This window comes from Mycobacterium mantenii, from assembly GCF_010731775.1.
Lineage (GTDB): Bacteria > Actinomycetota > Actinomycetes > Mycobacteriales > Mycobacteriaceae > Mycobacterium > Mycobacterium mantenii.
In genome coordinates this window covers 4,730,644-4,756,124 of record NZ_AP022590.1, presented here as the reverse complement: position 1 = coordinate 4,756,124, position 25,481 = coordinate 4,730,644, and the positions used below count along the sequence as shown (strand labels likewise).

Annotated in this window: 28 protein-coding genes and 1 pseudogene; 13 read left to right on the top strand and 16 right to left on the bottom strand. The window is 66.5% G+C overall.

Translation table 11 applies throughout. The features are described 5' to 3' along the window. Nucleotides 1-201: 201 nt before the first annotated feature. Entirely contained in the window at nt 202-1,449 is a 1,248-nt protein-coding gene (locus tag G6N50_RS21655) for an MFS transporter (RefSeq protein ID WP_083094373.1), read from the top strand. A 3-nt stretch (nt 1,450-1,452) separates the two neighbouring features. Here the strand turns inward: G6N50_RS21655 and G6N50_RS21650 are convergent, their stop codons facing one another. Together G6N50_RS21650 and G6N50_RS21645 are read right to left on the bottom strand one after the other, a co-directional pair. Beyond that, nucleotides 1,453-2,490 (bottom strand): LLM class F420-dependent oxidoreductase, encoded by a 1,038-nt coding sequence (locus tag G6N50_RS21650; RefSeq protein ID WP_083094554.1) that lies wholly within the window; start codon nt 2,488-2,490, stop codon nt 1,453-1,455. Nucleotides 2,491-2,501: 11 nt separating this feature from the next. Next, on the bottom strand, nt 2,502-2,924 hold the full coding sequence (locus G6N50_RS21645; protein WP_083094374.1) for a nuclear transport factor 2 family protein: 423 nt from the start codon (nt 2,922-2,924) through the stop codon (nt 2,502-2,504). A 121-nt stretch (nt 2,925-3,045) separates the two neighbouring features. Between G6N50_RS21645 and G6N50_RS21640 the strand changes: the two genes are divergently transcribed. Further along, on the top strand, nt 3,046-3,648 hold the full coding sequence (locus tag G6N50_RS21640) for a PadR family transcriptional regulator (RefSeq protein ID WP_083094375.1): 603 nt from the start codon (nt 3,046-3,048) through the stop codon (nt 3,646-3,648). Between the two features lie 204 nt (nt 3,649-3,852). Then, nucleotides 3,853-4,608 carry a haloacid dehalogenase type II gene (locus tag G6N50_RS21635; RefSeq protein WP_083094376.1) on the top strand — a complete coding sequence of 252 codons (756 nt, stop codon included), beginning with the start codon at nt 3,853-3,855 and terminating at the stop codon, nt 4,606-4,608. Between the two features lie 17 nt (nt 4,609-4,625). On the opposite strand, the gene G6N50_RS21630 is transcribed toward G6N50_RS21635, so the two are convergent. Next, nucleotides 4,626-5,345 (bottom strand): NUDIX hydrolase, encoded by a 720-nt coding sequence (locus tag G6N50_RS21630; RefSeq protein WP_083094377.1) that lies wholly within the window; start codon nt 5,343-5,345, stop codon nt 4,626-4,628. An 82-nt stretch (nt 5,346-5,427) separates the two neighbouring features. On the opposite strand from G6N50_RS21630, the gene G6N50_RS21625 reads away from it, so the two are divergent. Beyond that, on the top strand, nt 5,428-6,321 hold the full coding sequence (locus G6N50_RS21625) for an SCO6745 family protein (RefSeq protein ID WP_083094378.1): 894 nt from the start codon (nt 5,428-5,430) through the stop codon (nt 6,319-6,321). Next, entirely contained in the window at nt 6,318-6,584 is a 267-nt protein-coding gene (locus G6N50_RS21620; protein WP_083094379.1) for a YdeI/OmpD-associated family protein, read from the top strand. Before G6N50_RS21625 ends, G6N50_RS21620 begins: the two co-directional genes overlap by 4 nt. 30 nt (nt 6,585-6,614) lie before the next feature. Here the strand turns inward: G6N50_RS21620 and G6N50_RS21615 are convergent, their stop codons facing one another. The 3 genes from G6N50_RS21615 to G6N50_RS21605 form a co-directional block, all read right to left on the bottom strand. Next, entirely contained in the window at nt 6,615-6,968 is a 354-nt protein-coding gene (locus tag G6N50_RS21615) for a VOC family protein (RefSeq protein ID WP_067828285.1), read from the bottom strand. Nucleotides 6,969-7,065: 97 nt separating this feature from the next. Next, a complete protein-coding gene (locus G6N50_RS21610; RefSeq protein WP_083094555.1) occupies nt 7,066-7,581 on the bottom strand; it encodes a hypothetical protein in 516 nt (171 codons plus the stop codon). Between the two features lie 145 nt (nt 7,582-7,726). Next, nucleotides 7,727-8,611 (bottom strand): cyclopropane mycolic acid synthase family methyltransferase, encoded by an 885-nt coding sequence (locus tag G6N50_RS21605; RefSeq protein WP_083094380.1) that lies wholly within the window; start codon nt 8,609-8,611, stop codon nt 7,727-7,729. Between the two features lie 348 nt (nt 8,612-8,959). Between G6N50_RS21605 and G6N50_RS21600 the strand changes: the two genes are divergently transcribed. The 4 genes from G6N50_RS21600 to G6N50_RS21585 all read left to right on the top strand — a co-directional run bounded on the left by G6N50_RS21600 (nt 8,960) and on the right by G6N50_RS21585 (nt 12,128). After that, complete coding sequence (locus G6N50_RS21600; protein ID WP_083094381.1) at nt 8,960-9,535, top strand: hemerythrin domain-containing protein; 576 nt, start codon at nt 8,960-8,962, stop codon at nt 9,533-9,535. Nucleotides 9,536-9,834: 299 nt separating this feature from the next. Continuing rightward, nucleotides 9,835-11,166: an MFS transporter gene (locus G6N50_RS21595; RefSeq protein ID WP_083094382.1), complete on the top strand. Its 1,332-nt coding sequence runs from the start codon at nt 9,835-9,837 to the stop codon at nt 11,164-11,166. Between the two features lie 75 nt (nt 11,167-11,241). Beyond that, on the top strand, nt 11,242-11,877 hold the full coding sequence (gene phoU, locus G6N50_RS21590; RefSeq protein ID WP_083094556.1) for a phosphate signaling complex protein PhoU: 636 nt from the start codon (nt 11,242-11,244) through the stop codon (nt 11,875-11,877). 62 nt (nt 11,878-11,939) lie between these two features. After that, entirely contained in the window at nt 11,940-12,128 is a 189-nt protein-coding gene (locus G6N50_RS21585) for a hypothetical protein (RefSeq protein ID WP_083094383.1), read from the top strand. A 19-nt stretch (nt 12,129-12,147) separates the two neighbouring features. Here G6N50_RS21585 and G6N50_RS21580 read toward each other — a convergent pair whose 3' ends face one another. Together G6N50_RS21580 and G6N50_RS21575 are read right to left on the bottom strand one after the other, a co-directional pair. Next, nucleotides 12,148-12,903 carry a class I SAM-dependent methyltransferase gene (locus tag G6N50_RS21580; RefSeq protein ID WP_169926946.1) on the bottom strand — a complete coding sequence of 252 codons (756 nt, stop codon included), beginning with the start codon at nt 12,901-12,903 and terminating at the stop codon, nt 12,148-12,150. Between the two features lie 158 nt (nt 12,904-13,061). Beyond that, on the bottom strand, nt 13,062-14,054 hold the full coding sequence (locus G6N50_RS21575; protein WP_083094557.1) for a methylenetetrahydrofolate reductase: 993 nt from the start codon (nt 14,052-14,054) through the stop codon (nt 13,062-13,064). A gap of 162 nt (nt 14,055-14,216) precedes the next feature. On the opposite strand from G6N50_RS21575, the gene G6N50_RS21570 reads away from it, so the two are divergent. Beyond that, nucleotides 14,217-15,575 (top strand): WS/DGAT/MGAT family O-acyltransferase, encoded by a 1,359-nt coding sequence (locus tag G6N50_RS21570; protein WP_083094558.1) that lies wholly within the window; start codon nt 14,217-14,219, stop codon nt 15,573-15,575. Between the two features lie 60 nt (nt 15,576-15,635). Here G6N50_RS21570 and G6N50_RS21565 read toward each other — a convergent pair whose 3' ends face one another. Further along, the gene (locus tag G6N50_RS21565; protein WP_083094559.1) at nt 15,636-16,463 is read right to left on the bottom strand and encodes a formate/nitrite transporter family protein; all 828 of its coding nucleotides are present in this window, start codon (nt 16,461-16,463) and stop codon (nt 15,636-15,638) included. Between the two features lie 259 nt (nt 16,464-16,722). Here G6N50_RS21565 and G6N50_RS21560 point away from each other — a divergent pair, with 259 nt between their 5' ends. Next, on the top strand, nt 16,723-17,910 hold the full coding sequence (locus tag G6N50_RS21560) for a cytochrome P450 (protein WP_179970177.1): 1,188 nt from the start codon (nt 16,723-16,725) through the stop codon (nt 17,908-17,910). Nucleotides 17,911-17,930: 20 nt separating this feature from the next. Here G6N50_RS21560 and G6N50_RS21555 read toward each other — a convergent pair whose 3' ends face one another. From G6N50_RS21555 to G6N50_RS21540, 4 genes and pseudogenes are all read right to left on the bottom strand, one after another. Then, on the bottom strand, nt 17,931-18,356 hold the full coding sequence (locus G6N50_RS21555) for an ATP-binding protein (RefSeq protein ID WP_179970176.1): 426 nt from the start codon (nt 18,354-18,356) through the stop codon (nt 17,931-17,933). 151 nt (nt 18,357-18,507) lie between these two features. After that, nucleotides 18,508-19,473: a 2-hydroxyacid dehydrogenase gene (locus tag G6N50_RS21550; RefSeq protein WP_083094560.1), complete on the bottom strand. Its 966-nt coding sequence runs from the start codon at nt 19,471-19,473 to the stop codon at nt 18,508-18,510. Between the two features lie 286 nt (nt 19,474-19,759). Next, a pseudogene (locus G6N50_RS21545) lies at nt 19,760-20,400 on the bottom strand (SulP family inorganic anion transporter); the annotation flags it as partial. Nucleotides 20,401-20,553: 153 nt separating this feature from the next. Next, entirely contained in the window at nt 20,554-20,976 is a 423-nt protein-coding gene (locus G6N50_RS21540) for a nitroreductase family deazaflavin-dependent oxidoreductase (protein ID WP_083094387.1), read from the bottom strand. Nucleotides 20,977-21,134: 158 nt separating this feature from the next. Here G6N50_RS21540 and G6N50_RS21535 point away from each other — a divergent pair, with 158 nt between their 5' ends. Together G6N50_RS21535 and G6N50_RS21530 are read left to right on the top strand one after the other, a co-directional pair. Continuing rightward, nucleotides 21,135-22,034: a class I SAM-dependent methyltransferase gene (locus G6N50_RS21535; protein ID WP_083094388.1), complete on the top strand. Its 900-nt coding sequence runs from the start codon at nt 21,135-21,137 to the stop codon at nt 22,032-22,034. 149 nt (nt 22,035-22,183) lie between these two features. Beyond that, nucleotides 22,184-22,873 (top strand): class I SAM-dependent methyltransferase, encoded by a 690-nt coding sequence (locus tag G6N50_RS21530; protein ID WP_083094389.1) that lies wholly within the window; start codon nt 22,184-22,186, stop codon nt 22,871-22,873. Nucleotides 22,874-22,894: 21 nt separating this feature from the next. On the opposite strand, the gene G6N50_RS21525 is transcribed toward G6N50_RS21530, so the two are convergent. The 3 genes from G6N50_RS21525 to G6N50_RS21515 are packed head-to-tail and all read right to left on the bottom strand — an operon-like array spanning nt 22,895 to nt 25,445. Beyond that, nucleotides 22,895-24,556 carry a PPE family protein gene (locus G6N50_RS21525; protein ID WP_179970048.1) on the bottom strand — a complete coding sequence of 554 codons (1,662 nt, stop codon included), beginning with the start codon at nt 24,554-24,556 and terminating at the stop codon, nt 22,895-22,897. A 2-nt stretch (nt 24,557-24,558) separates the two neighbouring features. Further along, nucleotides 24,559-24,864, bottom strand: a complete 306-nt coding sequence (locus G6N50_RS21520) for a PE domain-containing protein (protein ID WP_083094390.1) — start codon at nt 24,862-24,864, stop codon at nt 24,559-24,561. Beyond that, complete coding sequence (locus G6N50_RS21515) at nt 24,861-25,445, bottom strand: hypothetical protein (protein WP_083094391.1); 585 nt, start codon at nt 25,443-25,445, stop codon at nt 24,861-24,863. The genes G6N50_RS21520 and G6N50_RS21515 overlap by 4 nt, the downstream gene beginning before the upstream one ends. Nucleotides 25,446-25,481: the final 36 nt, after the last annotated feature.

Genomic DNA, 25,481 nt, shown 5'->3' with positions numbered 1-25,481 from the left:
ACACCAAATCGCCTGATTTCAAACCCCGATGGGGTATCCGAACCGGCGATCGCCGTGTTTGCAGGCGGGCTTCGCACCGTCGGCATCGCGGTGCCGCCGCGGTGTCATCGCGCTCAGCGGGAATAACTGCCCAGGTGACGTCGCGTTCTACCAAGGTCGGCCGGTCGCAGATGCACTCTGGTTTTGGGAGGGAGGACCTCGGTGACCTCGTCGAATGTGCGCATCGGCCAGGAGGGCGGTGCCCGAACGGGACACCAGCCGGCGGGAGGTCAGGCGCTGTTCGTCAGCGTGTTGGCTCTGCTGCTGGCAACGGGATGGGTGGCCAACCACTTCGTCGGTTTGATGCCGGTGATCAGCGACGGTGAGCACCTCACCACGGCCACGCTCGACGGGATCTTCGGCATCTACGCGGTGGGCCTGCTGCCCGGGTTGCTGATCGGCGGGCGCACGTCGGACGCGCTCGGGCGGCGGTCGGTGGCGCTGGCCGGTTCGGCGGCCGCCTTGGCGGGGACGACGGTGATGCTGCTGTCCCAGCACACGGAGGCCCTGCTGCTGGGTCGCCTGATCGTCGGCGTCGGTGTGGGCCTCGCCATCAGCTCATGCACCGCGTGGGCTTCAGATCTGCGAGGCCCCGCCGGTGCCGCGGCCGCCGGAGCGGTACTCACGGCCGGTTTCGCCCTGGGGCCATTCGCCGGGGGCTTTATCGTGTCGGCCGGGCCATCCGGCATCCGCGTGTCGTTCGGCGTCGCCGCCGCCATTGTCGTCCTGGCAACGGTCGCCGTCGTCGGCGCGGCGCGACGCATCGAGGTGACCCGGCCGGCGAAGGACTACGACTCGGGACGAGCGGCGCCGACAGCCCCGGCGGCGCAGGGATTGAGCCGGGCCCTGAGTTGGGCCATGCCGCTGGCGCCGTGGGTGTACGCCTCGGCAACACTGGGATTCGTCACGATCCCCACCCGGTTGCACACCGCGCTGGCGGCCCCGATGGCGGCCGGCATGGCCACCCTGGTCGTCAACGGCGTCAGCGGTGTCGTACAAGTGCTGGCGCGCGCGCTGCGGTGGGGGCCGCAGGCCGGTACCGCCGGTGCGATGCTGGCAGCGCTCGGCTACGCGATGGCCGCGCTGGCGCCGCCGGCCGTGACCCCGGCGTTGGGCCTGCCGCTCTTGCTTGTCCTCGGCTGCGCATCCGGCCTGTGCCTACGCGAAGGCTTGATCGACCTGGAGGCCGCCGCGCCGCCACACCTGCGCGGCGCCCTGACCGGAGTGTTCTACGTCGTCACGTACGTCGGCTTTGCGCTTCCGCTGATATTGGCCACCGTCGGGTCCGCGGCCTCGCTGGTGATTTTGTCCGTGATGGCGGTGCTGGCATTGGCGGCGGCCGTCGCCAGGGCGGTCCGGTTACGGCGGGATAGTCACCGCCAGGACGGAGCGGGCCCGGCACGCGGGTGATGATCAAACCAGTTGGCGCAACGTCTCGATCAGCTTGATTCGCTCAGCCGTCGTGGCCGCGATGGGCGCCACGTTGAGGGTGGTCACCCCCGCCTCACGGAAGGCCGCCAGACGTTCCTTGACGAACTCGCGGGTACCGATCAAGTTGACGTCTCGCACCAGATCGTCGGGCACCACCTTGGCGGCGCCCTCTTTATCACCCGCCAGGTAGAGCTCCTGAATCCGGTCGGCTTGCGGTCCGTAGCCGTACTTCGTGGCCAGCGCATGATAGAAGTTCTTGCCCTTGGCACCCATCCCGCCGATGTAGAGCGCCAGGTGCGGTTTGACGAATTCCCTTAGCGGCTCGACATTTTCGCCAATGGCCAGCACGGGACCGGCGTAGATGTCGAGCTCACCCAGGTCGGGGTCGCGCTTGGCCCGGCCGGCGGCCAGCGAATCCCCCCACACGTCCTTCGCCTTCTCGGGCAGATAGAAGATGGGTTGCCAGCCCTCGGCGATCTCGGCCGCCAGTTCGACATTCTTAGGCCCCAGCGCGGCCACCAGTATCGGAATGCGCTCTCGGACAGGCTGATTGATCAGCTTGAGCGGCTTGCCGAGTCCGGTGCCCTGGCCGGCGGGCAGCGGGATCGTGTAGTGCTTGCCTTGGTGTTGCACGGTCTCGCGTCGCCACACCTGGCGGCAGATCTCGATGACTTCGCGAGTCCGGCCGATCGGAGCATCGTAGGGAACACCGTGGAACCCCTCGATGACCTGCGGTCCGGACGCGCCCAGGCCCAGAGTGAACCGGCCATCGGAGACGTAGTCCAGGCCGGCCGCGGTCATCGCGGTCAGGGTGGGGGTTCGGGTGTAGAGCTGCAGGATGCCCGAGGCCAGCCCGACCCGTTGAGTGCTCGCGGCCAGGTAGCCCAGTGCGCTCACCGCGTCGAACGAATATGCCTCGGGGACAAAGACTATGTCCAGTCCGGCGCGTTCCAGGTCGGCCACTTCGACGGCCACATCCTTGAAGCCGCCCGCATAGTTGACGCTCAGTCCAATCCGCATGGTCATTACTTCTACGCGGTGCCGGATTGATTGGCCAATTCGAGCGCCTCCTGTTGGATGCGTTCAAACTGCGCACCCATCGCCTCGGACAGAGCCGTCGCGCCCGACAGCGGCCGCACCATCACCATGAAGTCGTCGATCAGACCGTCGTCGTTGAAGTGCAGGAAGTCGCATCCGGTGATCGTCACCCCCGGCACCCCAACTATTCCGGTCTCGAACACGAAGGCGTGGTCGCGGCCTTCGGGGTCGTGGATCTCGCGGATGTAGTGGAAGTCCTCGAAGATTCGCAACACCCCGCGCAGGATGGCGGCCGTGATCGGCTTGCCGACGTAGGGCTTGAAGGCCACCGGGCTGGTGAAGACCACGGAGTCGGCCAGCATCGCCTGGATGCTCTTCTCGTCGCGCTCTTCGACGGCTTTGCGGAACGGGTGCATCTGCGGCCTCACATAATCAACTTGTTGAGTAAGTGTGCTCGACGCTAGGGTGCCGGGCGCGCGCTGTCCAGGGTGTGGTTGGTCACTTTGTTGACTAATCGCATCGTTGTAGCATCGACCAATGTCGCTGCGTGACGCGGTGTTGGCCGCCCTGCTCGAGGGCGAATCGTCCGGATACGACATGGCCAAAGGCTTCGACGCCTCGGTCGCCAACTTCTGGCCGGCCACCCCGCAGCAGCTGTATCGCGAACTCGACCGGCTCGCTGAGCAAGGCCTCATCCAGGCCCGAGTGGTGCATCAAGAGCGCCGGCCCAACAAGCGCATGTTCTCGCTGACCGAGGCCGGCCGGGACGCGATCCGGCGGTTCACGGCGCAGGCACCGAAGCCCTCGGTCATCCGCGACGAACTGCTGGTCAAGGTCCAGGCCGCCGACGCCGGAGACATCGAGGCGGTCCGGGAATTCATTCGCGAACGCCTGCACTGGGCGGGCGCCAAAGTGCAACGCTACGAACGATTGCGAGCGCGAATGCTGGACGGACGCACCGAAGGCGACTACCTGGCCCAGACCGAAAGAGTTGGACCCTACCTGACGTTGATGCGCGGAATCTCGTTCGAAGAGGAGAACATTCGATGGGCCGAGCGCGCGCTGAGCATCGTCGAACGTCGCCTGTCGGCCGGCACGACGGGCGACAGGCGGCCACGCCGCCGCTCTAGTCGCCGGTGAGTTCGTCCGCCCCGACCTCGGGCACCTGGGTTCCGCTACGGGCGATCCCGGATGGTGAGCCCGTCGCCGCGCGGTTGTGGCTGGGCCAGCAGCACGTCGTGCCACAGATCGGCGCTTGCCATGCCCCGTCCCAGGTTGCAATCCTCAACGGCGAGATTACTGTCGGTGCCCGCCGTGCCGCCGCGCGCGGCGCTAGCCTGAGGAATGGCCGTTTACCGATCGCCCTCGACCGGCCGGGCAGTCCGCGCCGTTCTGTTCGATACCTTCGGAACGGTCGTCGATTGGCGTGCCGGGATCGCCGACTCGGTGCGGCATTTCGCACGACGCCATAACATCACCCTCGACCCAGACGCATTCGCGGTGGAATGGCGTAGCCGGTACGTGCCCTCAATGTCCGAAGTCCGCTCGGGCCTGCGGGAATTCGTGTCGCTGGACGTTCTGCACCGAGAAAACCTGCTCGCTTCCTTCGAGAAGTTCGGAATCACCACCGACGCGCTGCCCGGTGACGAGGTGGAGGCGCTCGCCCGGTCGTGGCGTTGGCTGCCACCGTGGCCGGACAGCGTCGACGGCATCGCTGCTATGAAGCAACACGCCGTCGTCGGGCCGCTGTCCAACGGCAACACCGGACTGCTCGTCGATATGGCGAAGTACGCGGGCCTGCCCTGGGATGTGGTGCTCGGTTCCGACGTCAGCAAGGCCTTCAAGCCCGATCCGCGTGCCTACCAAACTCCCGTCCGGCTGCTGGGTCTGGACCCCGGTGAAGTGATGCTGGTGGCGGCGCACCCCTCCGACCTCGCGGCGGCCCAGAAGAGCGGCCTGGCCACGGGTTTCGTCGCGCGGCCAGGGGAAAACGGGCTGGGCCGGGAACCGGGTCCCGAGCCCTTGGACGCCTGGGACGTCTCGGGCACCTCGCTGAACGAATTGGCGGACTTGCTGTTCGGTGCGCCGGGCCGACGCTGAAGCGAGCCCCGCACCTACTACTTCCACGCGAAAACCGGTTGTTCCAACCCGTCGACCGGATCGGCTCGCCCTTCCAGGCACAACCATCGCAACTGCAGCAGCACGGCGCCGGTGGGCGCGTGGATGAGGTCGTTACCCAACGGGATTTGCACGACCGGTCGCGGGCTTTCCGGGATGTCGATGAAGCGTGGCGAGTCGTCGCGCAGGAGCTGGTGTAGCCCCACCCGGTAGACGGCCACAACTTCGTCGGGGGCCGGATGCGGTTCGAGCCGTCCGTCTCCCCACACCACCACCGGGGTGATCACGTATCCGGAACGGGTGGGGTAGTCGTCGAGCAAACCCAGCACCGCCGAATCGGGCAGCTCGATGCCGACCTCCTCGTGCAGTTCGCGCAGCGCCGCGTCGACCACTGTCTCGCCCGGATCGAGCCGGCCGCCCGGGAGGGCCCACTGCGCCGCATGCGAGTTGAGTCGAGAGGCCCTGCGGCACAGCAGAAACGCCGCGCCGCCGGACACATCGACCATGCGACCGTCCAGGTGTGCCGCGGGCATCGGGCGACCGGCATTCCAATCGTCCACCGACACCGGATCCACCCGGTCCTCCCCCACCTCGGAGTCGACGAGCACCACCGCGACGGCCGCGTGCCGCTTCGTCGGGTCGGTCACCACGCGGCGCTCGTGGCCGGCCAGATTGCCTCGAATCCGCTCGCGCAGTGGCTGGTCATAAGGGATGGTCACTTCTCGAGCCTAGGCTGAGACGCTTGGCGTGCCGCACAGGTCCGTCCTTGGTCGTGGCGGGCGCCGGTGGTTAACTGCCAGCATGCGACGACAACCGGTGCTGGCCCGACGCTTCTTCGATCGATACGAGCCGGTGCACGCGGTGACGTATTTCGCGCCCGAGGCGCGGGCGGCGTTGGATGCGCTGGGCTACCGGGGTTTCTGGATGGGCTATTTCGCGGCACGCTCGGCGCCGCTGGGCATGGTTCCGCGGGAGATGGTCACCGCGGTGTTCTACAACTTCGCACCCGAACGGGTCGCCAAGGCACTGCCGGCGGCATGGGAGATCGCGGGTCCGCAGGCCGCATTGCAGGCTCGGCAGGAGTCCGCGGTGGCGGCGCTACGCCGCTATGGCCTGGGATCAGACGAAAACGTCCGCGTCGCAGCCGAACTGGCGGGCAGAGCGGCCCGCCAGGCTCCGCTCGACGCGCGTCCGCTGTTCGCCGCGAACCTGGCGCTGCCCTGGCCGGACGACCCGCTGTCCGCGCTATGGCACGCCACCACGCTGCTGCGCGAACAACGTGGCGACGCGCACGTGGCGGTGCTGGCCGCCGCCGGCATCTCCGGCCGGGAATCCAACGTCTTGCATGCCGCGGCGGGCAACGTCTCCCGCGACTACCTCGCCCGCACCCGTGACTACGACGAGACATCCTGGCGTCAACACGAGCAACGGCTTGCCGAGCGGGGGGTGCTCGACGACGACGGAACGCTGACCGCAGCCGGACGGGAACTCAAGGACCACATCGAATTGACCACCGACACGCTGGCCCTGTCCGCACTCGACGCGCTCAGCGACGACGAGGTCGAGACGCTGTTCCGGGCGCTCACCCCGATCACCCGCGCCGTGATCGCAGGAGCCGACGTCCCCGCTCTCACGCCGATGACGTTGCGCCGCAACGAATTACACAACGACAGCGCGCAGTTGGTCGGCCAGTGAGCGGCCAGCGCGTGCCTGGCGGGGTGGTGCACAAGGTGCCGGCGGATCTGCGCGACTCGCTGATCGGCAACGCCACCGCACTTGCCGCCTGGAAGGACATCACGCCGCTGGCACGAAACGAGTTCATCTGTTGGGTCGAGGATGCCAAGCAGCAGGCGACCCGAGAGCGCCGCATCCGCCGGACCCAGGAGGAGCTGGAAGAGGGCAAGCGCCGGCCGTGTTGCTGGCCGGGATGCACGCACCGCGAGCGCACCGGAAAGTAGCCTCGCTCCGGCACTTTCGTAGACGCTGTGTTACCGGGCCAGGGGTTTGTAGAAGACCAAGCCGTTTCCCTTGTTGTCGTAGACGACGGCGCGTCGTTCGTGGGCATCGTCGTAGGGGCCCTTCACGATGCCGCCGCCGCTGGCCTCGACAGCCCTTGCCGCGGCGTCGACGTCCGCGGTCTTGATGCCGACCACCACCTGCCCCGGAATGGGATGGTCGACCGCGGTCGCCAGGGCCAGCGTGACCGGGCCCGCGTCGAGGGCCGCGAAGTGCGCGCCGTCGCGGAACTTCAATGGCATGCCCAGGGTCTCGCTGTAGAACCGGATCGACTCATCCAGGTCGTCGGTCGACAGAATGATCATCTTTGCTTCGTGCTCGCTCATGGCGCCTCCTGTGTCCGGATCTCTACCAGACTAGGCCGGAAACAGACCGCCGCGGCGAGCAACGCCCAGCTGTCACAGGCGGGCTCCGAATTCGACCTCAGGCGGCACCGGACGGAAGCGCTTGCCCGTCAGCGTAATCCATCGGCGGAGCCTCACCATGCCCGGCCCCGCGGTAGGCCACCGCGGTAGCCAGCGCCGTACCGCCCTCGATCGTGCCGACCACAACGACTTTGTCATTGACCGTGAAATGCGGTGCAGTGGTGATGGATTGGCGGGCGCCGTGGGTCACGACCGTGGTGTTCGGGGTGAAGCGATACGTCTGGATGTGCCCGTCGGCGCTGCGCATGGTCACCGAGTCCGCCGTGACGGCCACCACGGTTCCTTCTTGACTTACCGGTTGCGCGACGGCGGGCGGCTCGAGACTGGCGGCGACAGTCCGCTTCTCGGGTTGGGGTCCGTTGAGCACCAGCGCCATCAGGCAGGCGGCACCCAGCAGCGAAGCAGAGGCGATCTCGCACACCGTGGCGGCGCCGCACAGCCCACGGCGCCGACTACGATCGGTCGACGTCGGCTGGCGCTCGGGTTGCTCCGGCATGCGGTGTTTGGCGCTCACGGTCAGTCCTCCCAGCGGCGTTTGCACCAAAGGACATCGGCGCCCACCGAATCAGGTTGTTGCCGTGGAATTACCCGCGAAATTGCGCCGGTAAACCGCACCCCGACCAATCGGAAGCCCGACCGGCCAGGTCCTCGAATCGCCGTCAGCCCTTGGTCAGGGTGAACTGCGCGACGTCGGTGTAGCCCTCGCGGAACAGGTCCGCGCACCCGGTCAGGTACTTCATGTACCGGTCGTAGACCTCTTCGGACTGGATCGCGATGGCCTCGTCGCGGTGCGCCTCGAGCGCGGCCGACCAGGTGTCGAGCGTGCGCGCGTAATGCAGGCGCAGCGGCTGGATCAGCTTCACACCGAAACCGGCGCGCTCCGCGTGCTGCACGACACCCTTGGCCTGCGGAAGGTCTCCGCCCGGGAAGATCTCGTCCATGATGAATTTCATGAAACGCAGCTTGGTCATGGTGATGGGCAGCCCGCGCTCGGCGAACTCCTCATCGCTGGGCTTGATGATGGTGTGCAGCATCATGACGCCGTCGGCCGGCAGAGCTTCGTAGGCCGTTTTGAAGAATTCGTCGTACCGGTCACGTCCGAAGTGTTCGAAGGCGCCGATCGACACGATGCGGTCGACCTTCTCGTCGAACTGCTCCCAGCCTTGCAGCAGCACTCGCTTGGATCGCTGCGAAGGATGGCTGTCCAGACGACGCTGCACGTGTGCCTGCTGGTTGCGGCTCAGCGTGAGACCGACGACGTTGACGTCATAGCGCTCGAGCGCGCGGACGATCGTGGTGCCCCACCCGCACCCGATGTCGAGCAACGTCATGCCGGGTTGCAGCCCAAGCTTGCCCAGCGAGAGGTCGACCTTGGCGAACTGCGCTTCTTCCAGCGTCATGTCGTCGCGCTCGAAGTAGGCGCAGCTGTAGGTCCGCGTCGGGTCTAGGAATAAGGCGAAGAACTCGTCGGAGAGGTCGTAGTGCGCTTGTACGTCCTCGAAATGCGGTTCCAAGCTGACGGCATCGCCGGGGTTTTCGGACAAGGCACAACCTCTGACTGATTCTTTTGGTTTCACGGGTGCGATCGAAGCTGATCGCCTGACTGACGGCCCCCAGTGTATCCGCCCCGACAACCGCGCCTTTCCCCTGAGTTCCTGTTCAGAGCCCCGGTGCCGACGAACGCGGACCGGCGGTAATGCCGGCGACGCACGGCCAACAGATGACTTACGCGAACGTCAAATTGGTAATCCTTATGCGGCGCAGAATAACTCGGCCAAAAGTCGTAAGCCTGCCGATGAATGCGGTTGACGGATCCCGCGTCGGGCTGTTACCTCAGCTTATAAACCGGGTACGCCCCGGCTGACCGGCATTCAGACAGGCGGGACCCTCCAATGGCTGACATCACCAGGTTGATCCTTGCCGACCATGAGTGGTTCCGCGAACAGTTCGCGCGGCTGGATGATCTGCAGGCGCAGCGACCGGACGATCAGGCCGCGCTCGAACGCGTGTGGGGTCCGCTCGCCGACAAGCTGGATGTGCACGCCTACATCGAGGAAAAGATCTTCTACCCGCAGTTGCTGAAGCGCGGCGGCGCGGACGCCGAAGGCGAGACGCTGGACGCGATCGGCGATCACAACGACATACGCGACGGCGTGCGCGAGGCCAACGCCGCCGCACTCGGCAGTGAGCAATGGTGGGCCGCGGTGGGGCGCACCCGGCAGGCCAACGACGATCACATGGGCGAGGAGGAACGCGAAGGGCTGTCGGACTTCCGCCGCAACGCTCCCGTCGGGCTTCGCGAAGCGCTCGGGCGCCAATACAGCGAGTTCATGGCCGAGCACCCCACCACCGAGGGGCTGCCGATCGCCGATCGCGACCCCCGTCGCTACGTCGAGCAGTTCGAGGACTCACCGCCGCCCAAACGCACCGACTTCTCGCTGCGCATCGGGAGCCTGAAAGGCCAATGAGCCACCGTCACCCTGATCGAACGTGACGCGAATAACCAAACCCGGCTCCAGCGGCGCCCCGATGCCGTCGCCACAGGCACCGTCGACGCCCGACGAGCTGGCACTTTTTGGACCCGATCCCAGTCGGCCACAGCCCCGCCGGATCGTCGCCGCGGCCCGCCGCGAACCCGACGAAAGACGCAATTAACCGACCCCGCTGGTTCGTCCCGAGAATGTTTCGGGTAAGCCACCATTCGATGGTTATTCGCCGCCGCCGGAGGAAATGGGCACGTAAGGACATCAGGGTCGCCGATCCGGCGATGCGCCAAACCATCATGGGTACCGCCATCGGCAACTTCATGGAGTGGTACGACTTCGGGGTTTACGGCTATATCGCCACCACCATCGCCCAGGTGTTCTACCCGGGCAAGAGCGTCAGCGGAGTCCACCTCATCGCGACTTTCGGCACGCTGGCGGCGGCGTTCGTGGTGCGCCCGCTCGGCGGGTTCATTTTCGGCCCGCTGGGTGACCGCATCGGACGTCACCGGGTGCTGGTGGTCACCATCCTCATGATGACGGTGAGCACCACCATGACCGGCTTGCTGCCCACCTACAGCACCATCGGCATCTGGGCGCCGATCCTGCTCGTCATCGCGCGAATATTTCAGGGCCTGTCGACCGGTGGTGAGTATGTCGGTGCGATGACCTATCTCGTCGAACAGGCCCCCGACCACAGGCGCGGCCTGATGGTCGGATTTTTGCCGATGGGCAACCTGGTCGGATTCGTCCTGGCCGGGTTGTTGGTGACGGGGTTACAGACCTGGCTGCCGGACGAAGCCATGCTCACGTATGGCTGGCGGATTCCGCTGTTGCTGGGCCTGCCCTTCGGCCTGGTCGCGCTGTACCTGCGCCTCCGGCTCAAGGAGTCCTCCGCCTACCAGAGCGCGAATGAAGGAGCTTCCGTGTCGGGCGGCCAAGGCCGACAGCAAGTTCTGCGCACGATCGCGTCCCAGTGGCGCCCGATGCTGATCTGCGCGGCGCTGGTGCTGACCTCCCAGGTGGCCGACTTCATGCTCACCGGGTATCTGCCGACGTACCTCAGGCTCTTCGTGCGCGTCGGGCACACCGCAGGACTGGTCATGATCGTGTCGACGTTGGCGATTTTGATGGTCACGGTGGTGCTCGTCGCCGGCCTGTCCGACCGCATCGGCGTCAAACCCATCATGTGGACGGGCTGCGGGCTGCTGATCGTGGCCTCCATCCCGGCATTCCTGCTGATCCGCTTCGGTGGCGTGTACCCGGTGATCTTCCTGGGCGTGCTGCTGATCGGTCTGATGGAATTGTGCTTCGACAGCACCGGGCCGGCCATGCTCCCGGCCCTGTTTCCCACCAACGTGCGCTACGGCGCGCTGGCGATTTCGTACAACATTTCGATTTCCCTCGTCGGGGGTATCACGCCGCTGATCGCCCAGGCGCTGGTGTCCGGTACCGGCAACGTGATGGTGCCCGCGTACATGCTGATCTTCGGCGGCGTGGTGGGAGCCGTCACGTTGCTGTTCACCCCGGAAGTCGCCGGCAAGCCGTTGCCCGGTTCCGGGCCCGCCGTCGAATCCGAGCGGGAGGCGCGCGCGCTCGCCGAGGACATCAGCTAGCGGGCAACCCCGGCAGGATCCTCTGCCGTTCCGCGCGTGGGCGTTTATTTGGCGGTGGCGGGCTATTCCTTGAAGATGAGAACCGGTTTCCACCATCAGCTGGACATGCTGACCGACCAGCTCGCTGACATGTGCACGATGGCCACCGAGGCGATAGGCCAGGCCGGCGAGGCGCTGCTGGGAGCCGATCTGATTACGGCCGAATCCGTCATCGCCCGCCAACGCAGCATCGTCGCCCTCGACGCGCACGTCGAGGAAACCGCGTTCGGTTTGCTGGCATTGCAGGCGCCGGTGGCTACCGACCTGCGCGCGGTCGTCAGCGCGCTGCGGATCGCCGCGGACGCGCGACGGATGGTCGAGCTGGCGGTGCACATCGCCGAGATCGCCCGCCGCCGCCACCCCTATCCGGCCGTCGCCGCCGAGGTGCGCCCCTACGTCGCCGCCATGGGTGAAGCGGCCGAAGCGCTGGCACTCGGAGCGCGGCAAGTGCTGGTATCGCAGGATCCGCGCGGGGCCGCCCAGATTCGCCACGAAGACGACGCGATGGACGAGCTGCATCACCAGCTGTTGGCGGTGCTCAAGGATTCCGGTTGGGCGCAGGGGGTCGCCGCCGCCGTGGATGCCACCCTGTTGGGCCGGTTCTACGAACGCTTCGCCGACCACGCGGTCCAGATCGCGCGGCGGGTCATCTTCCAGGCCACCGGGCGCTAGCCGCCGGTCTCCGGCTCGGTGACAATGTGCTGACATCGGTCACCGCACCCCGGGGAGAACCAATGATCGGCAGCTACGACACGCGCGACGATTGGAGGATCAGCCATCGCCGGTGCCGCATCACGTGGTGGACCGGCAACCCGTCGGTGAACGAGGCGGTCCCCGGTGTGAAGTTCGATCTGAGCACCACCGTCTTGCGGAGCGAAGCCGATGCCGGGCGGGTCGGGATCCTTGCCGCGCTTCGCGCATGATGTGATCTCGCGTGGTCGTTCAGGCGTGACGCAGCACCAACAACTCGCCGGTCAGGGTGCCATCCTCGAGCAGCCGACCGATCCTCGAACTTTGACGTTCGGCCAGCTGCCAGGCCTGCGTGTGCCCATGCCGATCGCGCAGGACGCTCTCCACGGTGTCGACACGCTCGTTCCACGAGTCGGCGATCGGCGGAAGGGCCGCCGTGCCGAGCCACTCTTCGACGTGAAGTGCAGCCCTGGTCAGCAAGTCACGCAATCCACTTGGCGTCGGAAAGTGATTGCCTTCCAAGGTGTTTGACGGTATGTCCCGGTGCGCGACGAAAACCAGCAGCCCGATGCGCCCGGCCGGCCGTACCACGCGGCGCAACTCCGTGAGCAGCGCCACTTGATCCGGCGTCGTGCACAACACGCCCAGCGACCAGGCGGCGTCACAACTCGAGTCCCTCATCGGCAAAGCCGATCCCATTGCGCACACCACCGGAAGGCCGAACAATTTCTGCGCCGCGCGGCACGCCCCCGTCTCCGGCTCGACGAGAACGGGCCGCACCGCGCTCGCTCGCGCGGCATACGCGGCAGGGCCACCCACGCCGGCACCGGAGTCGAGCAGCGTGGCATGCGGTGTGAGCTCCATCCGCTCGATGAGCCAGTCGAGGGCGGCCGGGCTGCCGCTTCCCCGGCAGCCGGCGGGCAGGTGGTAGTCGGGCCCGAGTTCGGCCGCGACCTGTGCGGTCCATTCGGCGACGGTGTCGAACTCGGCCTCCATCGCTTCAGTCATCAGCGCCGCTCCTCCTCATCGCTCCGCTCTGCATCGTCGCCGGCGCGCGTCATCAGCGCCGCTCCTCCTCACCGCTCCGCTCTGCATCGTCGCCGGCGCGCGTCATCAGCGCCGCTCCTCCTCACCGCTCCGCTCTGCATCGTCGCCGGCGCGCGTCATCAGCGCCCGCTCCTCGGCATCGTTTCCTCCCGGATGCGGCGACCGACCTCCGCCTTGATCTCCGCACCGACGCGGGGGCCCGACGCGGACGCCAGCCCGGAGACGTTGACGCCCTCGACGCCCTCAATTGCCAGCAGCGCTCGCGCCTCGCTCACCGCAGCCGCGATGCCGGCGGCCACCGGATCCGGCGCGCTCAAAACCCGTTGCGTCACAGCGGGATCGAGTTCCAGTCCGGGTAAGCCTTCCAGCACCGCCGCCGAGATGCTGTCGGTGAACACCGCGACCGCCGCGATCACCGGAATCGTCAAGCCGGCCGATCGCGCCGTCTTCATGAAGTCGGCGACCATGTCGGGAAAAGGCACATGGTTCAGGACGGCCAGGCTCGCTCCGGCTCGCTGCTTCTCGACCAACCGGGCGGGCCGACGGTGTACGGGCGGAGCGGTGGGCGTTTCAGGCACCGCCGCGACCATGCCCACCGAGGCGGCCAGCGACACCAGGCGGGGCCCGTCGAGGTCGAACGTCTGGGTGACGTCTGGCCGCACGTCGTATCCGCGTCCGTCGCCGGTCACGCACAACACCGTGTCGACGTCGATGCTGCGCAGTCCCCTCAACTCCTGCTCGAGCACCACCCGGTTGCGGTCCCGGCACGACAACGTGATCCACGGCGTCACGCCGGCGTCGAGCAACAGCGATGCCATGAGCGTGGGAGGGAAGTCGGGTTTGTTCTGATGCTCGCCGACGAGGACGGCGTCGCAGCCGGGCGCCAGAACGGCCGCCGTGGCCGCGATGTCGTCGGGATCGAATGGGGCAGCGCTGAAGTCGGCGAGTACCCGCGGAGCGCGCGCGGGACGGGGCGCCGGGCGCTGCCCCGACCACGGCACCACGTCATCGAACACGCATGGACTCGGGAGCATCTCGCACTGTCCGTCCGGTCGCACCCCGCCGCACGGCCCGAACTGCATCCGCTTGGGACAACCCGCATCCGCCGGCATCTTCACCCCCTTTTGAGCGTCAATACCCCAACGAACCCGCACGCAAGCGCCCCGCCCCACGCGAGTCCGAACGCTCCATCGCGATTAGCAATCGCTTCCTGCGGCTAATACGAAGGGGGCATGTGCTGGATGGACGGCGCAGCGGAGTGGATGGGAACGACTATGGAACCGATATCACCGATGGACGCGTTGTTCCTCATCGGCGAGTCACGCGAGCATCCGATGCACGTGGGCTCGCTGCAACTCTTCGAACCCCCGGCGGACGCCGGTCCCCACTTCGTGCGCGACGCCTACCAGGCGATGCTTCAGTGCACGGACGTGCAGCCGTCCTTCCGTAAGCATCCGGCCTTCTTCGGCGGCGTCACCAATGTCGCGTGGTCCTTCGATAAGGAGGTCGAGCTCGATTACCACCTCCGCCGGTCCGCTCTTCCCGAACCCGGGCGGGTCCGTGACCTGCTCGAGCTGGCTTCCCGGCTGCACGGTGGCCTGCTCGACCGGCACCGTCCGATGTGGGAAGCGCACCTCGTGGAGGGCCTGCAGGACGGGCGGTATGCGGTCTACACGAAGTATCACCACTCCCTCATGGACGGTGTCTCGGCGCTGCGCCTGATGCAGCGCGCCTTCACGGCCGACCCAGACGACGACGAGGTGCGGGTTCCGTGGGACCTGGGTCCGCGGAAACACGGCGGCCGGCCGCACCGGTCGTCCCTGTTTGGCCGGGTCGGGCACACCGCGGGGTCGGCGCTCGCCTTGGCGCCGTCCACGCTCAAGCTCGCGCGCGCCGCGCTGCTCGAACAACAACTGACCCTGCCGTTCCGGGCGCCGCGCTCCATGTTCAACGTCCGAATCGGTGGCGCCCGGCGGGTTGCGGCACAGTCCTATTCGCTGGAGCGCATCAAAGCGGTCAAGGCCGCCACCGGTACGACGGTCAACGACGTCATCCTTGCCATGTCCGCCGGCGCCCTGCGCGCCTACCTCCTCGATCAGAACGCCCTGCCGGACGCGCCGCTCACGGCGATGGTTCCGGTCAATCTGCGCAAGGACGACGACGACCGCGGCGGGAACAACGTCGGGACCTTCCTGTGCAACCTCGCCACCGACCTCGACGACCCAGCCAAGCGGCTCGAGACGATCAGCGCGTCCATCCAGCAGACCAAAGAGGTGTTCTGGCAGCTGCCTCCGGTTCAACAGTTGGCGCTGTCCGCCTTCAACATCGGGGGACTGTTCTTCGGTCTGATCCCCGGCTATCTGTCGGCGGCCTCACCGCCGTTCAACATCGTCATCTCGAACGTGTCGACCGGTAACTCCGACCAGCTGTATTGGCGCGGAGCGCGTTTGGATGGAAACTATCCGCTGTCCATCCCGCTCGACGGCCAGGCGGTCAACATCACCGTGACCAACAACGCCGACAACCTCGACTTCGGTCTGGTCGGATGCCGGCGCAGCGTCCCGCACCTACAGCGGATGCTCGACCATCTGGAGGCATCCTTGAAGGATCTGGAACTCATCGGGGGCATCTGAGATGCGTTGCGACGCCTGATTCATCACGCTTTGATGCGATGACCGCGAGCGGTCCGTCGCTCACGGGGCATCGGCGTCGGTGGCTTCGGCTCGCTCCTCCTCCAACCGATCCTTGCTGCGCAGCAACCGCAGCAGCGTGACGAACAGCAAGCCGCCAGCTAAATTTCCGACCACGGTGTAGCTGAACCAGCCCAACCAGTCGAGGTAGCCGAACGGGGCTTTCCCGGTGACAAGGGCGCCAAAGATGAGCAGCGAGTCCAGGATTGAGTGGAACAACCGCAACCCGGCGAGCAGGAACGCCGCCGCGATGGCTGCGGCTATCTTGCCCGGCACCGAGTCGGTGCCGTGCTGCATCCGGGTCATCAACGTGATCACCATTCCGCCAAGCACCGCCAGACAGAAACTCTGTACCGACAGTGGCGCGGCGGCGAAGTGAGTCGCGGATTCGACCGTCTGCGAATGCAACTCGGGAAACCCCGTCATGATCAGCCACATGATCACCCAGCCGCCGGCAAGGTTGGCGAACATCGTACCGCCCCACAATTTGAGCAGCTGTGCGAGGCTGGCGCGCTTGGCCGCCACCGTGACGACGGGGATGATGAAACCCTCGGTGAACAGCTCGCTGCGGCCCAGCAGCAGGGCCAAAAAGCCGATGGAGAACGCCAATCCGGCGAGCAGCGGGCGGTGGGAGGCGTCCAGCACCGACAGATAGGCGAGCACGCCCAGCGCTACCTCGGTGCCCCCGAAAAATCCGGTGATCAGGACGCCCCGCCAGCTACGGTGCAGGCGCTGAGTCCCCTCGCTCAGCATCCTGCTGAAGGCGTCCTCGAGCTCGTCCTCGATCGGACTGTCGGTTTTGCCGAGCTGTCGCTGGATTGTCTGGTTCATGGTGAATTCCTCGTAGTTGAACGACCGGAGAAACGGTCTTATACCCATTTCGCGGGTCGTGCCGCCGCGGTGCGAAGCGTTAGCTGCGCCACAGGCGGGGGTCGGAGTGGTGGCCCGCCATCCGGGGCGTCAATTCAAGCCGACCGCGCCGAAACTTTTTGTGGGGAATACCACAGCGCCTACTGTAAGGTCCACGGTAAGTCAGTGCCTGCGGGGAGAGGGGTGAGCCGTGCCGAGCACCATTGAGATGGGCAACCAGATGCGGCCCGACGTCGATCTGACCGACGGCGCCTTCTATGCGGGCGACTCGCGGCCGGTCTATCGATGGATGCGCGAGAACGAACCGGTCTTTCGAGACCGCAACAGGCTGGCGGCTGCGGCGACCTATCAAGCGGTGATAGACGCCGAGCGAGCGCCGGAGTTGTTCTCGAACGCCGGCGGTATACGGCCCGACCAGGACGCGCCACCGATGATGATCGCGATGGACGACCCGACTCATCTGCTGCGGCGCAAGCTGGTCAACGCGGGCTTTACCCGCAAACGCGTGAAGGACAGGGAATACTCGATCGGCGCGTTGTGCGATGCGCTGATCGACAACGTCTGCGAACGGGGCGAGTGCGACTTCGTCTGGGATCTCGCCGCACCTCTTCCCATGGCGGTGATCGGAGACATGCTCGGGGTGCTTCCGGAGGAACGCCAGATGTTCCTGCGCTGGTCCGACGACATGGTGACCCTGCTCAGCAGCACGACTGCACAAGAGGACTTCCAGGTCTCGGTGGATGCATTCGCCGCTTACGCCGAATACATGACGGGCATGATCGCGGCGCGCAAGGCGGATCCAACCGATGACCTGGTCAGCGTGCTAGTGCACGCGGAGGTGGGCGGCGAGAAGCTGGCCGACCACGAAATCGTCACCGAGGTGCTGTTGCTGTTGATCGGCGGCGACGAGACCACCCGGCACACGCTGTCCGGTGGCACCGCGCAGATCCTGCGCCACCCGTCACAGCACCGGCATCTGATCGAAGACGTGGCCCTGCTACCCAACGCGATCGAGGAGATGCTGCGGTGGACCGCCCCGGTCAAGAACATGGCCCGCACCCTGACCGCGGACCTGGACTTCCACGGCGCGCAGCTCAAGCAGGGCGAAAAGATCATCTTGCTGTTCGAATCGGCTAACTTCGACGAGGCGGTGTTCGGCGATCCGGAGAATTTCCGCATTGACCGATATCCCAACAACCATCTGGCATTTGGGTTCGGAACCCACTTCTGCCTGGGCAACCAGTTGGCACGGCTGGAGCTGTCGATGATGCTCGAGCGGCTGCTGAAACGCCTTCCGGATCTGCGGCTGGCGTCGGACGATCCCCTGCCGCTGCGGCCGGCCAACTTTGTCAGCGGTCTGCAAAAGATGCCGGTGGTGTTCACGCCGACGGCGCGCTCAGGCGCCTGATCTCGAGCGGGACGGCGGCTTCAGCCCTGGCGGTGACCGGCATGCTCCGCGTCGGTGGCGTAATCCAGGTAGACGCTGGTGCCATTGGGGCGGGCATGAATGGTGCAGTGGTCGGCGAGGTTGTGCATCAGCATGATGCCGCGCGACGCGTGGGGATCGTTGGGATGCCTCGACGAGGGGTTTCGCCAACTTCCACGGTCACTGATGCAGACCCGAACCGACTCGGTCTCGGGGTCGTAGCTGGCCTGAAGTTTCATCACGCCGACCTGGTGATGCGAGCGATAAGCGTGCTCAACACAATTCGCCAACGCCTCGTTGACTCCCAGGACGACGTCCTCACGAATTTCCTCCGACGCGTGCACCTCGTGCTGCAGCCACCGTTGCAGCGCACGACGCCACTCCGCCACCGTATCGGGGCGGGCTGCGCCGGCGAGCGTCAGCCGCACCGGCGTGGCAGTCTCCGACAATAGTGGACTCATAAAAGCCGCATACCCAGTTGCGGTTCCGGCGATAACCTGCCGGGAGTATCGCTTAGGCCACAGATGAGTAGCCGTCCAGAATCACCAGGTCACTCGCCCGGGTGCGTCTTGTTCGGCCCTAGCGGCGCGGCGCGAGAACGGGTGTGACCAGTTCTCCGGTGTCCAGGTAACCGTCGAGATTGCGGATCGCCAGCAGTGCCATGGCCCGCCGAGTCCGCGCGGTGGCGCTGCCGATATGCGGGAGAAGCACCACGTTGTCCAGGTCGAACAGCTCGGCCGGCACCTGCGGCTCTTCGGCGAAGACGTCCAGCCCCGCTCCCGCCAGTTCCCCGGCGACCAGCAATTCCACCAGCGCGTCCTGATCGACGACGCTGCCCCGCGCGATGTTGATCAGGTAACCCTCGGGACCCAAGGCCTGCAGCACGGCACGGTCGACCAGCTTGTGCGTGTTGGGGTCGCCCGTGGTGGCGACGACCAGGACGTCCACCGACTCGGCGAGCTCGACACGCGACTCCGCGTAGCGGAATGGCGATCCGTCGACGCGGCGGCGGTTGTGATAGGCGATGGCGCAGTCGAATCCGAGCAACCGGGTGGCGATCGCCGAACCGATCCTGCCCAGGCCCAAGATGCCGACCTGCAGGCCGCTGACGTCCCTGGCGTAGGGAAACGGCCCTTCGCGCGCCCATCGGCCGGCGCGCACATAGCGATCGGCGGCACCGAAGCGGCGCAGTGTCATCAAAATCAGGCCCAGCGCCGTGTCGGCGACGGTGTCCGACAACACATCGGGGGTATTGCTCACACCGATGCCGCGGCGTTTCGCCGCACCCAGGTCGATCAGATCCACCCCGGCCCCGTTGTTGACGATGACCTCCAGGTTGGGCAGCGCCGCGATCGTGGCGGCATCGACGCCGGACGATCCCGACGTCACCAGCACCCGCACGTCGGCGCCGTGCCCGGCCAGGAATTCGGTTCGCGCGGCGCCGTCGGGCAGCTTCGGAATCTCGTATCGCGCGGCCAACTCTTGTTCGAACGTCGGCTCCATCTCACCGACCCTCAGCACCCCACTGACCTTCTTCACCGTCACGAGTACATCATCCTTGACGGCAGTACCGGGCTCGGTCATCCGGCCGTGGAATATCCCGACAACGGCCGTGGTTGGTCAACCCGGCGGTGTCGGCCATTCCCCCGGGTACCACACCAGAACAGTCGCTTCGAGCGACCACTTGCCGAGAGGTGAGAAGACGGCACCGCCCCCCAAATCTCTTGCTGAGCGCACCAGCATGCCGCGTTTGCGGTTGCGCGCGAAGTATCGACAAACACCTCGCCGCCTTGGAGCAGGTCGCCAACGACCTGAAGTATTGGCGCCGGCCTTACTTGCCGGCCGACGCCGACAATTCCTCGACCAGGCTCAGGTGCACGTTGCGGCGGTTGGCCTTCGATGATTTCCTAACGGGGCCAACGGGTTCCATGAGGCCACTGGCGGAAAGGCCGTCAGATGCACTCGCGTCGACAGAGTCGCGAACATGTACCTGTCCGCCGGTCGCGCAGTGCCGTCGTTGCCAGTCGCTGATCGCCTGGTGTGCCGCGTGATCGAGATAATTCGTCAGCAGGTGGATGGTCACCGACGTTCGTTCGGGGACGGACGCCAGGACGCCCGTCAGCCGGGGCAGGGCCAGGAAGGTACACGCGCCCTCGACGACGACGTGCCACCCGTCACCGACCGGCTTGGCCTCGATCCTGGCTCGCACCACCCGCATCCGGTCACCGCGACGGCCAGCGCGAGTCCGATCATGACGCCGTGCAGCAGGTTGAGGAAGACGACGCTGGCGACGGTCACCAGGTACACAGCGAGATCACCGTTACGCAAAGCGGTTTCGATATGTGCGGGTTTCAACAACTCGATGCCGATAACGATGAGCAAGCCGGCAAGGGCCGCCGTGGGGATCTTTTCGACGAGCCCCGCGAACGGTACGGCGAAGAGCAGAATCCAAATGCCATGCAGGATTGATGCCACAAACATCATTGTCCGGCTGGGCATGCCCGGCCTATGCGTTCGAAGGTAGGGTGGGACGAGCGCAAGGGGTCAACCGGACGGGCCGAGCCCATATCGAACGCAAATTTTTCGATACTCGTCGCGTGCATCAGGCCACAGGACAAAAGGTAATTACTCCAGAACGAGAACCGGGATCTGCCGTGCCGTCTTGGACTTGTATTCCGCATAGGGAGGAAACGCCTCAACGGCCCGCTGCCACCACTCCTCGCGCTCGGCACCCTCGAGCTCGCGAGCCGTCAACGTGACAACCTTGTCGCCATCTTGCAGTGTCACCGTCGGATTCGCCTTCAGGTTGAAGTACCAAACGGGATGTTCGGGAGCGCCGCCATGTGAGGCGACGATCACGTAGCGGCCATCCTTTTCGACCCGCATCAGCGGTACGTAGCGCTGCTTGCCGGACTTCGCCCCGGTGATGGTCAGCAGAACGACGGGCCGGTCGAAAACCTCGACTCCATCGGTCGTGCCCTGACTCAAGATACGTTCGGTCTGATCGCGCACCCAGCCCCTTGGGCTCAACTCGATTTCTTCAGCCATACCTACAGCGAACACCCGGGCGCTGCTAATGCATTCCCCGGGTCCCGCCGTCGGCGGCCGGCGCCGCTCGAACCGCTGCGTGCCGCGCGGCGCGTACAGTTGACTCGTCACTTATATGAGCTAACTAATCGCGCGGAAGTCGCGGAAAGGAGTTGGGCGTGGCCCGCACCGAGAACGACACCTGGGATCTGGCGTCCAGCGTCGGAGCCACCGCGACAGCGGTCGCCGCGCAGCGGGCGATTGCTTCCCAAGGCCCGGACGCTCTGCTGAACGACCCCTGGGCCGACCCACTCGTCCGCGCGGTGGGCAGCGAGGTCTTCATCAAGCTCCTCGACAACCAGCTTGACCGCAGCGACGATCCGCTGCTGAACCGCCAGGCCGTGCGGGAGCAGATCACGGTGCGCACCCGGTTCTTCGATGACTTCTTCGTGCAAGCGACCGACTCGGGCATCCAGCAGGCCGTCATCTTGGCGTCCGGCTTGGACACCAGAGCGTACCGGCTGCCCTGGCCCGCGGGCACGGTTGTCTACGAGATCGACCAGCCGGAGGTGATCGAATTCAAGACGCGCACTCTGGCCGACTTGGGCGCCACACCCACGGCCGAGCGCCGCACGGTGTCGATCGACCTGCGCGACGACTGGCCGTCGGCCCTCGCGGCGGCCGGATTCGACGCTGACAGGCCGACCGCGTGGAGCGCGGAGGGACTGCTCGTGTACCTGCCGCCCGAGGCGCAGGATCGATTGTTCGACAACATCGTCGCCGCGTCGGCGCCGGGCAGCCGCATCGCCACCGAACACATGGACCTGCGCAACATCCCCTCGGACTGGGCAAAGAAGCTGACCGAACGGTCTCGGCGCATCGGCTCGGACATCAATCTGGCCGAGTTGTTCTACACCGGCGAGCGCAATACTGCCGCCGAATACCTGGCCGCACATAATTGGCAGATCGATGTACGGACAACCGAGCAGGCGTTCGGCGCACACGGCTTCGCGGTGCCGAACGACGAATTGGCCTCATTCGGTGACGCATCCGGCTACCTCACGGCGACACTCAAGTAGGCGCATCCACTATCGACCGGGCCCGGCCGCCGAGCGGCCGGGTTTGCCGGTGCGGCAATTTATTTCGCCGGCGATCCATCGCGACTGCCTGCGGGCCCATTATATCAATTCCATTGACATATATCAGTTATGTTGATATAAACGGTGGCATGACTCAAGCCACTCAAGGGATGTTCGAATCCGCCTACCGGGGCGAGGCTCCGGAGATGGGCAAGGGCAACCGGCCGCCGTGGAGCATCGGCGAGCCGCAGCCAGAGATCGCGGCGCTCATCGAGGACGGCAAGTTCCACGGCGACGTGCTCGATGCCGGGTGCGGAGAGGCAGCGGTGTCGCTGTACCTCGCCGAGCGCGGTTTCACCACGGTCGGCCTGGACCAGTCACCCACCGCCATCTCCTTGGCAACCGAGAACGCCGCCCGGCGCGGTTTGACCAACGCCACCTTCGATGTCGCGGACATCAGCGCCTTCACCGGCTACGACGGCCGCTTCGGAACCATCGTCGACAGCACCCTTTTCCACTCGATGCCCGTGGAACTGCGCGAAGGTTATCAGCAGTCGATCGTGCGGGCCGCCGCACCGGGAGCTTCGTACTTCGTGCTGGTCTTCGACCGTGCCGCCCTGCCGGCCGATGGCCCGGTCAATGCCGTCACCGAGGACGAGCTGCGCGATGTGGTGTCCAAGTACTGGGTGATCGACGAGATCCGGCCGGCCCGCATCCACGCCAACGTGCCCGAGAGCTTCCTGGAGGGCTTTGAGGCCTTCGCGGGTGCCGACATTCGCGACGAGGACAACGGCCGCAAGTCCGTGGGCGCCTGGTTACTGTCCGCGCATCTGGGCTAGCGGCGCATTGCAGCGCACGGCCTAGTAACGGTCCCAGCTCTCCGGCAGCATCGGCATTCGGGCGCCGTCGCCGGACTCGTTGCCGGCCAACGTGATCAGGCCCGCCGCGCGCACGTCGGGCTTGGGCATCGTCCCGGTGAAGCCCTGTATCAAGCCCCCGGTGTCCGAGGGCCGAGGCCGATCGGGCGACGCTGACGCCACGGCGACGGATGTTTCGTCGGTCTCGATGAATTCGTAGCGGTAGCCGGGGTCGACTACCGAGCGTGGACGCCGGCGTAGGCGCCCCTGGGCCTGCTCCACCGCTTGGACGCCCGCCGCCGACGCCGCGGTCTGTGCGGCGGGTAACGCGCTTCTGGTCCGGGTCTGCGCCTTCGCCTCCATGCCGAGGCCAACGCCGCCCACCATGTAACCGAAGCCCTCGGCTCCGGTCACCGGGGCGGGGGGTGTGGGCGGCGCCGGTGGCGCCGCGACCGCGGAGGCCACGGGCGCGGGAGTCGTGGCGACCGAGGTCGCCGGTGCCACCGGGCTGTTCGGGGCCATCGGAGCCATCGCCGGAGCGGCCGGCACCACCGGTGGTTGCACGCTCACCGCGGCGGGCTGCGGCACGGCCGCGGGAGCGGGAACGCCCGCCGACGCGGGCACCGCGGTCAGGCCCGCTAAACCCGCCAGGCCGGCCAGGCCTCCCAAGTAGTTGATGGACAGGCTCAAACCGACCTGCAGCAGCAGCGGCAGCTCCTGCAGGATGAACCGCAGCGTCCGGATCGTCCAGTTGACGATCCGGTAGAGCTGCCACTCGATGAAATACGTGATCAGGGCCGGGAATTGCGATGGGTTGAGCAGGCCTTGGAGGTTCTGCTGGAGCCAGGCCACGGCTTGTGCGTTGCCGTTGACGAAGTTCCCCAGGTTCTGCAGGTACTCCGACGGGCTCCAGTTGGGCTGCCCCTGCCCGGGGATCTGTTCACCATCGGGCCCGAAAAGCATTTCCCAGATCTCTTCCGGCGTGGGCAGCTGGAAGGAGCCGGTGCCGCCCCCTCCACCCGCGCCGGTCCCTCCGCCGGTACCGCTTCCCGCTCCCGCTCCCGTTCCCGTTCCGGTGCCGGTTCCTGTTCCCGTGCCCGTCCCCGTGCCGGTCCCAGACCCGCTGCCGCTACCTGCCTTCCCCCCGGTGCCCGATCCGGCGGCGCTGCTCATCTGCACGGCGTCGGTCGTCGCCTGGTAGGTGGTCATGGTGGTGGCCGCCTGAGTCCACATCCGCGCGTAGTCCGCCTCGTTGAGCGCGATAGGAACCGTGTTCACCCCAAAGAAATTCGTGGTCACCAAGACCGCGTGCGCGGCATGGTTGGCGGCCAATTCCGGCAGCGTCGGCATCGCGGCCAGGGCGGCCGTGTATGCGGTGGCCACCGCCTGATGTTGGGCCGCCTCCTCCGCGCTCAACGCACCGGCCAGCTCCAGCCAGGCCACATATGGCATGTGGGCGGCAATGTACCTTTCGGCGGTCGGGCCATCCCAAACCGGAACGGATGCTGTCAGCACGGCCGTCAATTCCGTTGCCGCCGAATCATATTGGGTGCTCAACGACGTCCACGTCGCCGCGGCCGCAAGTAACGGACCCGGCCCCGGGCCGCTGCTCAGCAGCGCCGAGTGCACTTCTGGTGGAAGGGCCATCCACACCGGCGCGGTCATCGTCAGCCGGCGCCCAGATAGCCCGCCGCACCCGCGACATCGCCCGCGGCGTAGCCGACGCCGGCCAGACTCACCCCTAACCCGGCCCGGCCCAATACCTCGACGCCCTTGGCTGCCGCGGCCGAATGCTGGCTGCCCCGTTCGCTGAACACGGCGGCGGCCGCCAGCGATACGGGATCGGCCGCCGGCGGAACCACCACCGAGACCACCGGCGCCGCCGCCGCGTGCGCGGCCGCCAGTTGGGCGGTGATCACGTCGACCGCGGCACTCGTCGCGGCCAGGCCCTCCGGAATCACTCGCAACGTCATAGCGGCCGCTCCTCGTAACTGCTTCTGTCGAAAAACACACCGGCCGTGCTCGACGGCTGGGCCCGATCCAGACCAAGTGCCACCACCCAGGCGAGCAGACCGGCCACGAAGCCGAACACCAGATGCCAGCCTGCCCGCTCGAGCACCCCGTTCGACGCCCATGCCGACATACCGGGTCCGGCGTGCCACGAAAAGAGCGAACTCATAAGCGCAACAAGGTGAATGGGCGCAGCAGCCACCGCCAGTAACCAGCGGCGCCGCCACACCACCGAAAGCGAGCCCGCGGCATACAGCAGCGCCGCCGCGGCCACATAACGACTGCTCCACAGCGGATCGCTCAACCCGTGCATCGGCAATGCCGCGATCGATGACACCGCCCCGACCGCCAGCACCGCCTCACGCCGCGCCGTCACCAGCGCAACGGCCACCAGCACGGTCAACCAAATCAATCCACGGTGCCCTGGGAGGCCCACTGGAATCCGGATATCGGAAGAAGCGACGATGACGCCGATTGCAATCAGGGGCAACATCACCTCCCGGACGGCCACGTACCCCGCCGCCGGTCGCTGCATCACGGTCATTCCGAAAGCATAAGCGTCAGCGCCTACACTGATCCT

What these genes read in the sequence shown, in the direction of transcription:
- G6N50_RS21650 (WP_083094554.1), bottom strand. Translation starts at nt 2,490, where the DNA reads ATGCGGATTGGACTGAGCGTCAACTATGCGGGCGGCTTCAAGGATGTG.
- G6N50_RS21645 (WP_083094374.1), bottom strand. Translation starts at nt 2,924, where the DNA reads ATGCACCCGTTCCGCAAAGCCGTCGAAGAGCGCGACGAGAAGAGCATC.
- G6N50_RS21640 (WP_083094375.1), top strand. Translation starts at nt 3,046, where the DNA reads ATGTCGCTGCGTGACGCGGTGTTGGCCGCCCTGCTCGAGGGCGAATCG.
- G6N50_RS21635 (WP_083094376.1), top strand. Translation starts at nt 3,853, where the DNA reads ATGGCCGTTTACCGATCGCCCTCGACCGGCCGGGCAGTCCGCGCCGTT.
- G6N50_RS21625 (WP_083094378.1), top strand. Translation starts at nt 5,428, where the DNA reads ATGCGACGACAACCGGTGCTGGCCCGACGCTTCTTCGATCGATACGAG.
- G6N50_RS21615 (WP_067828285.1), bottom strand. Translation starts at nt 6,968, where the DNA reads ATGAGCGAGCACGAAGCAAAGATGATCATTCTGTCGACCGACGACCTG.
- G6N50_RS21600 (WP_083094381.1), top strand. Translation starts at nt 8,960, where the DNA reads ATGGCTGACATCACCAGGTTGATCCTTGCCGACCATGAGTGGTTCCGC.
- G6N50_RS21595 (WP_083094382.1), top strand. Translation starts at nt 9,835, where the DNA reads ATGCGCCAAACCATCATGGGTACCGCCATCGGCAACTTCATGGAGTGG.
- phoU (WP_083094556.1), top strand. Translation starts at nt 11,242, where the DNA reads ATGAGAACCGGTTTCCACCATCAGCTGGACATGCTGACCGACCAGCTC.
- G6N50_RS21585 (WP_083094383.1), top strand. Translation starts at nt 11,940, where the DNA reads ATGATCGGCAGCTACGACACGCGCGACGATTGGAGGATCAGCCATCGC.
- G6N50_RS21580 (WP_169926946.1), bottom strand. Translation starts at nt 12,903, where the DNA reads ATGACTGAAGCGATGGAGGCCGAGTTCGACACCGTCGCCGAATGGACC.
- G6N50_RS21575 (WP_083094557.1), bottom strand. Translation starts at nt 14,054, where the DNA reads ATGCCGGCGGATGCGGGTTGTCCCAAGCGGATGCAGTTCGGGCCGTGC.
- G6N50_RS21570 (WP_083094558.1), top strand. Translation starts at nt 14,217, where the DNA reads ATGGAACCGATATCACCGATGGACGCGTTGTTCCTCATCGGCGAGTCA.
- G6N50_RS21565 (WP_083094559.1), bottom strand. Translation starts at nt 16,463, where the DNA reads ATGAACCAGACAATCCAGCGACAGCTCGGCAAAACCGACAGTCCGATC.
- G6N50_RS21560 (WP_179970177.1), top strand. Translation starts at nt 16,723, where the DNA reads ATGCGGCCCGACGTCGATCTGACCGACGGCGCCTTCTATGCGGGCGAC.
- G6N50_RS21540 (WP_083094387.1), bottom strand. Translation starts at nt 20,976, where the DNA reads ATGGCTGAAGAAATCGAGTTGAGCCCAAGGGGCTGGGTGCGCGATCAG.
- G6N50_RS21530 (WP_083094389.1), top strand. Translation starts at nt 22,184, where the DNA reads ATGACTCAAGCCACTCAAGGGATGTTCGAATCCGCCTACCGGGGCGAG.
- G6N50_RS21525 (WP_179970048.1), bottom strand. Translation starts at nt 24,556, where the DNA reads ATGACCGCGCCGGTGTGGATGGCCCTTCCACCAGAAGTGCACTCGGCG.
- G6N50_RS21520 (WP_083094390.1), bottom strand. Translation starts at nt 24,864, where the DNA reads ATGACGTTGCGAGTGATTCCGGAGGGCCTGGCCGCGACGAGTGCCGCG.
- G6N50_RS21515 (WP_083094391.1), bottom strand. Translation starts at nt 25,445, where the DNA reads ATGACCGTGATGCAGCGACCGGCGGCGGGGTACGTGGCCGTCCGGGAG.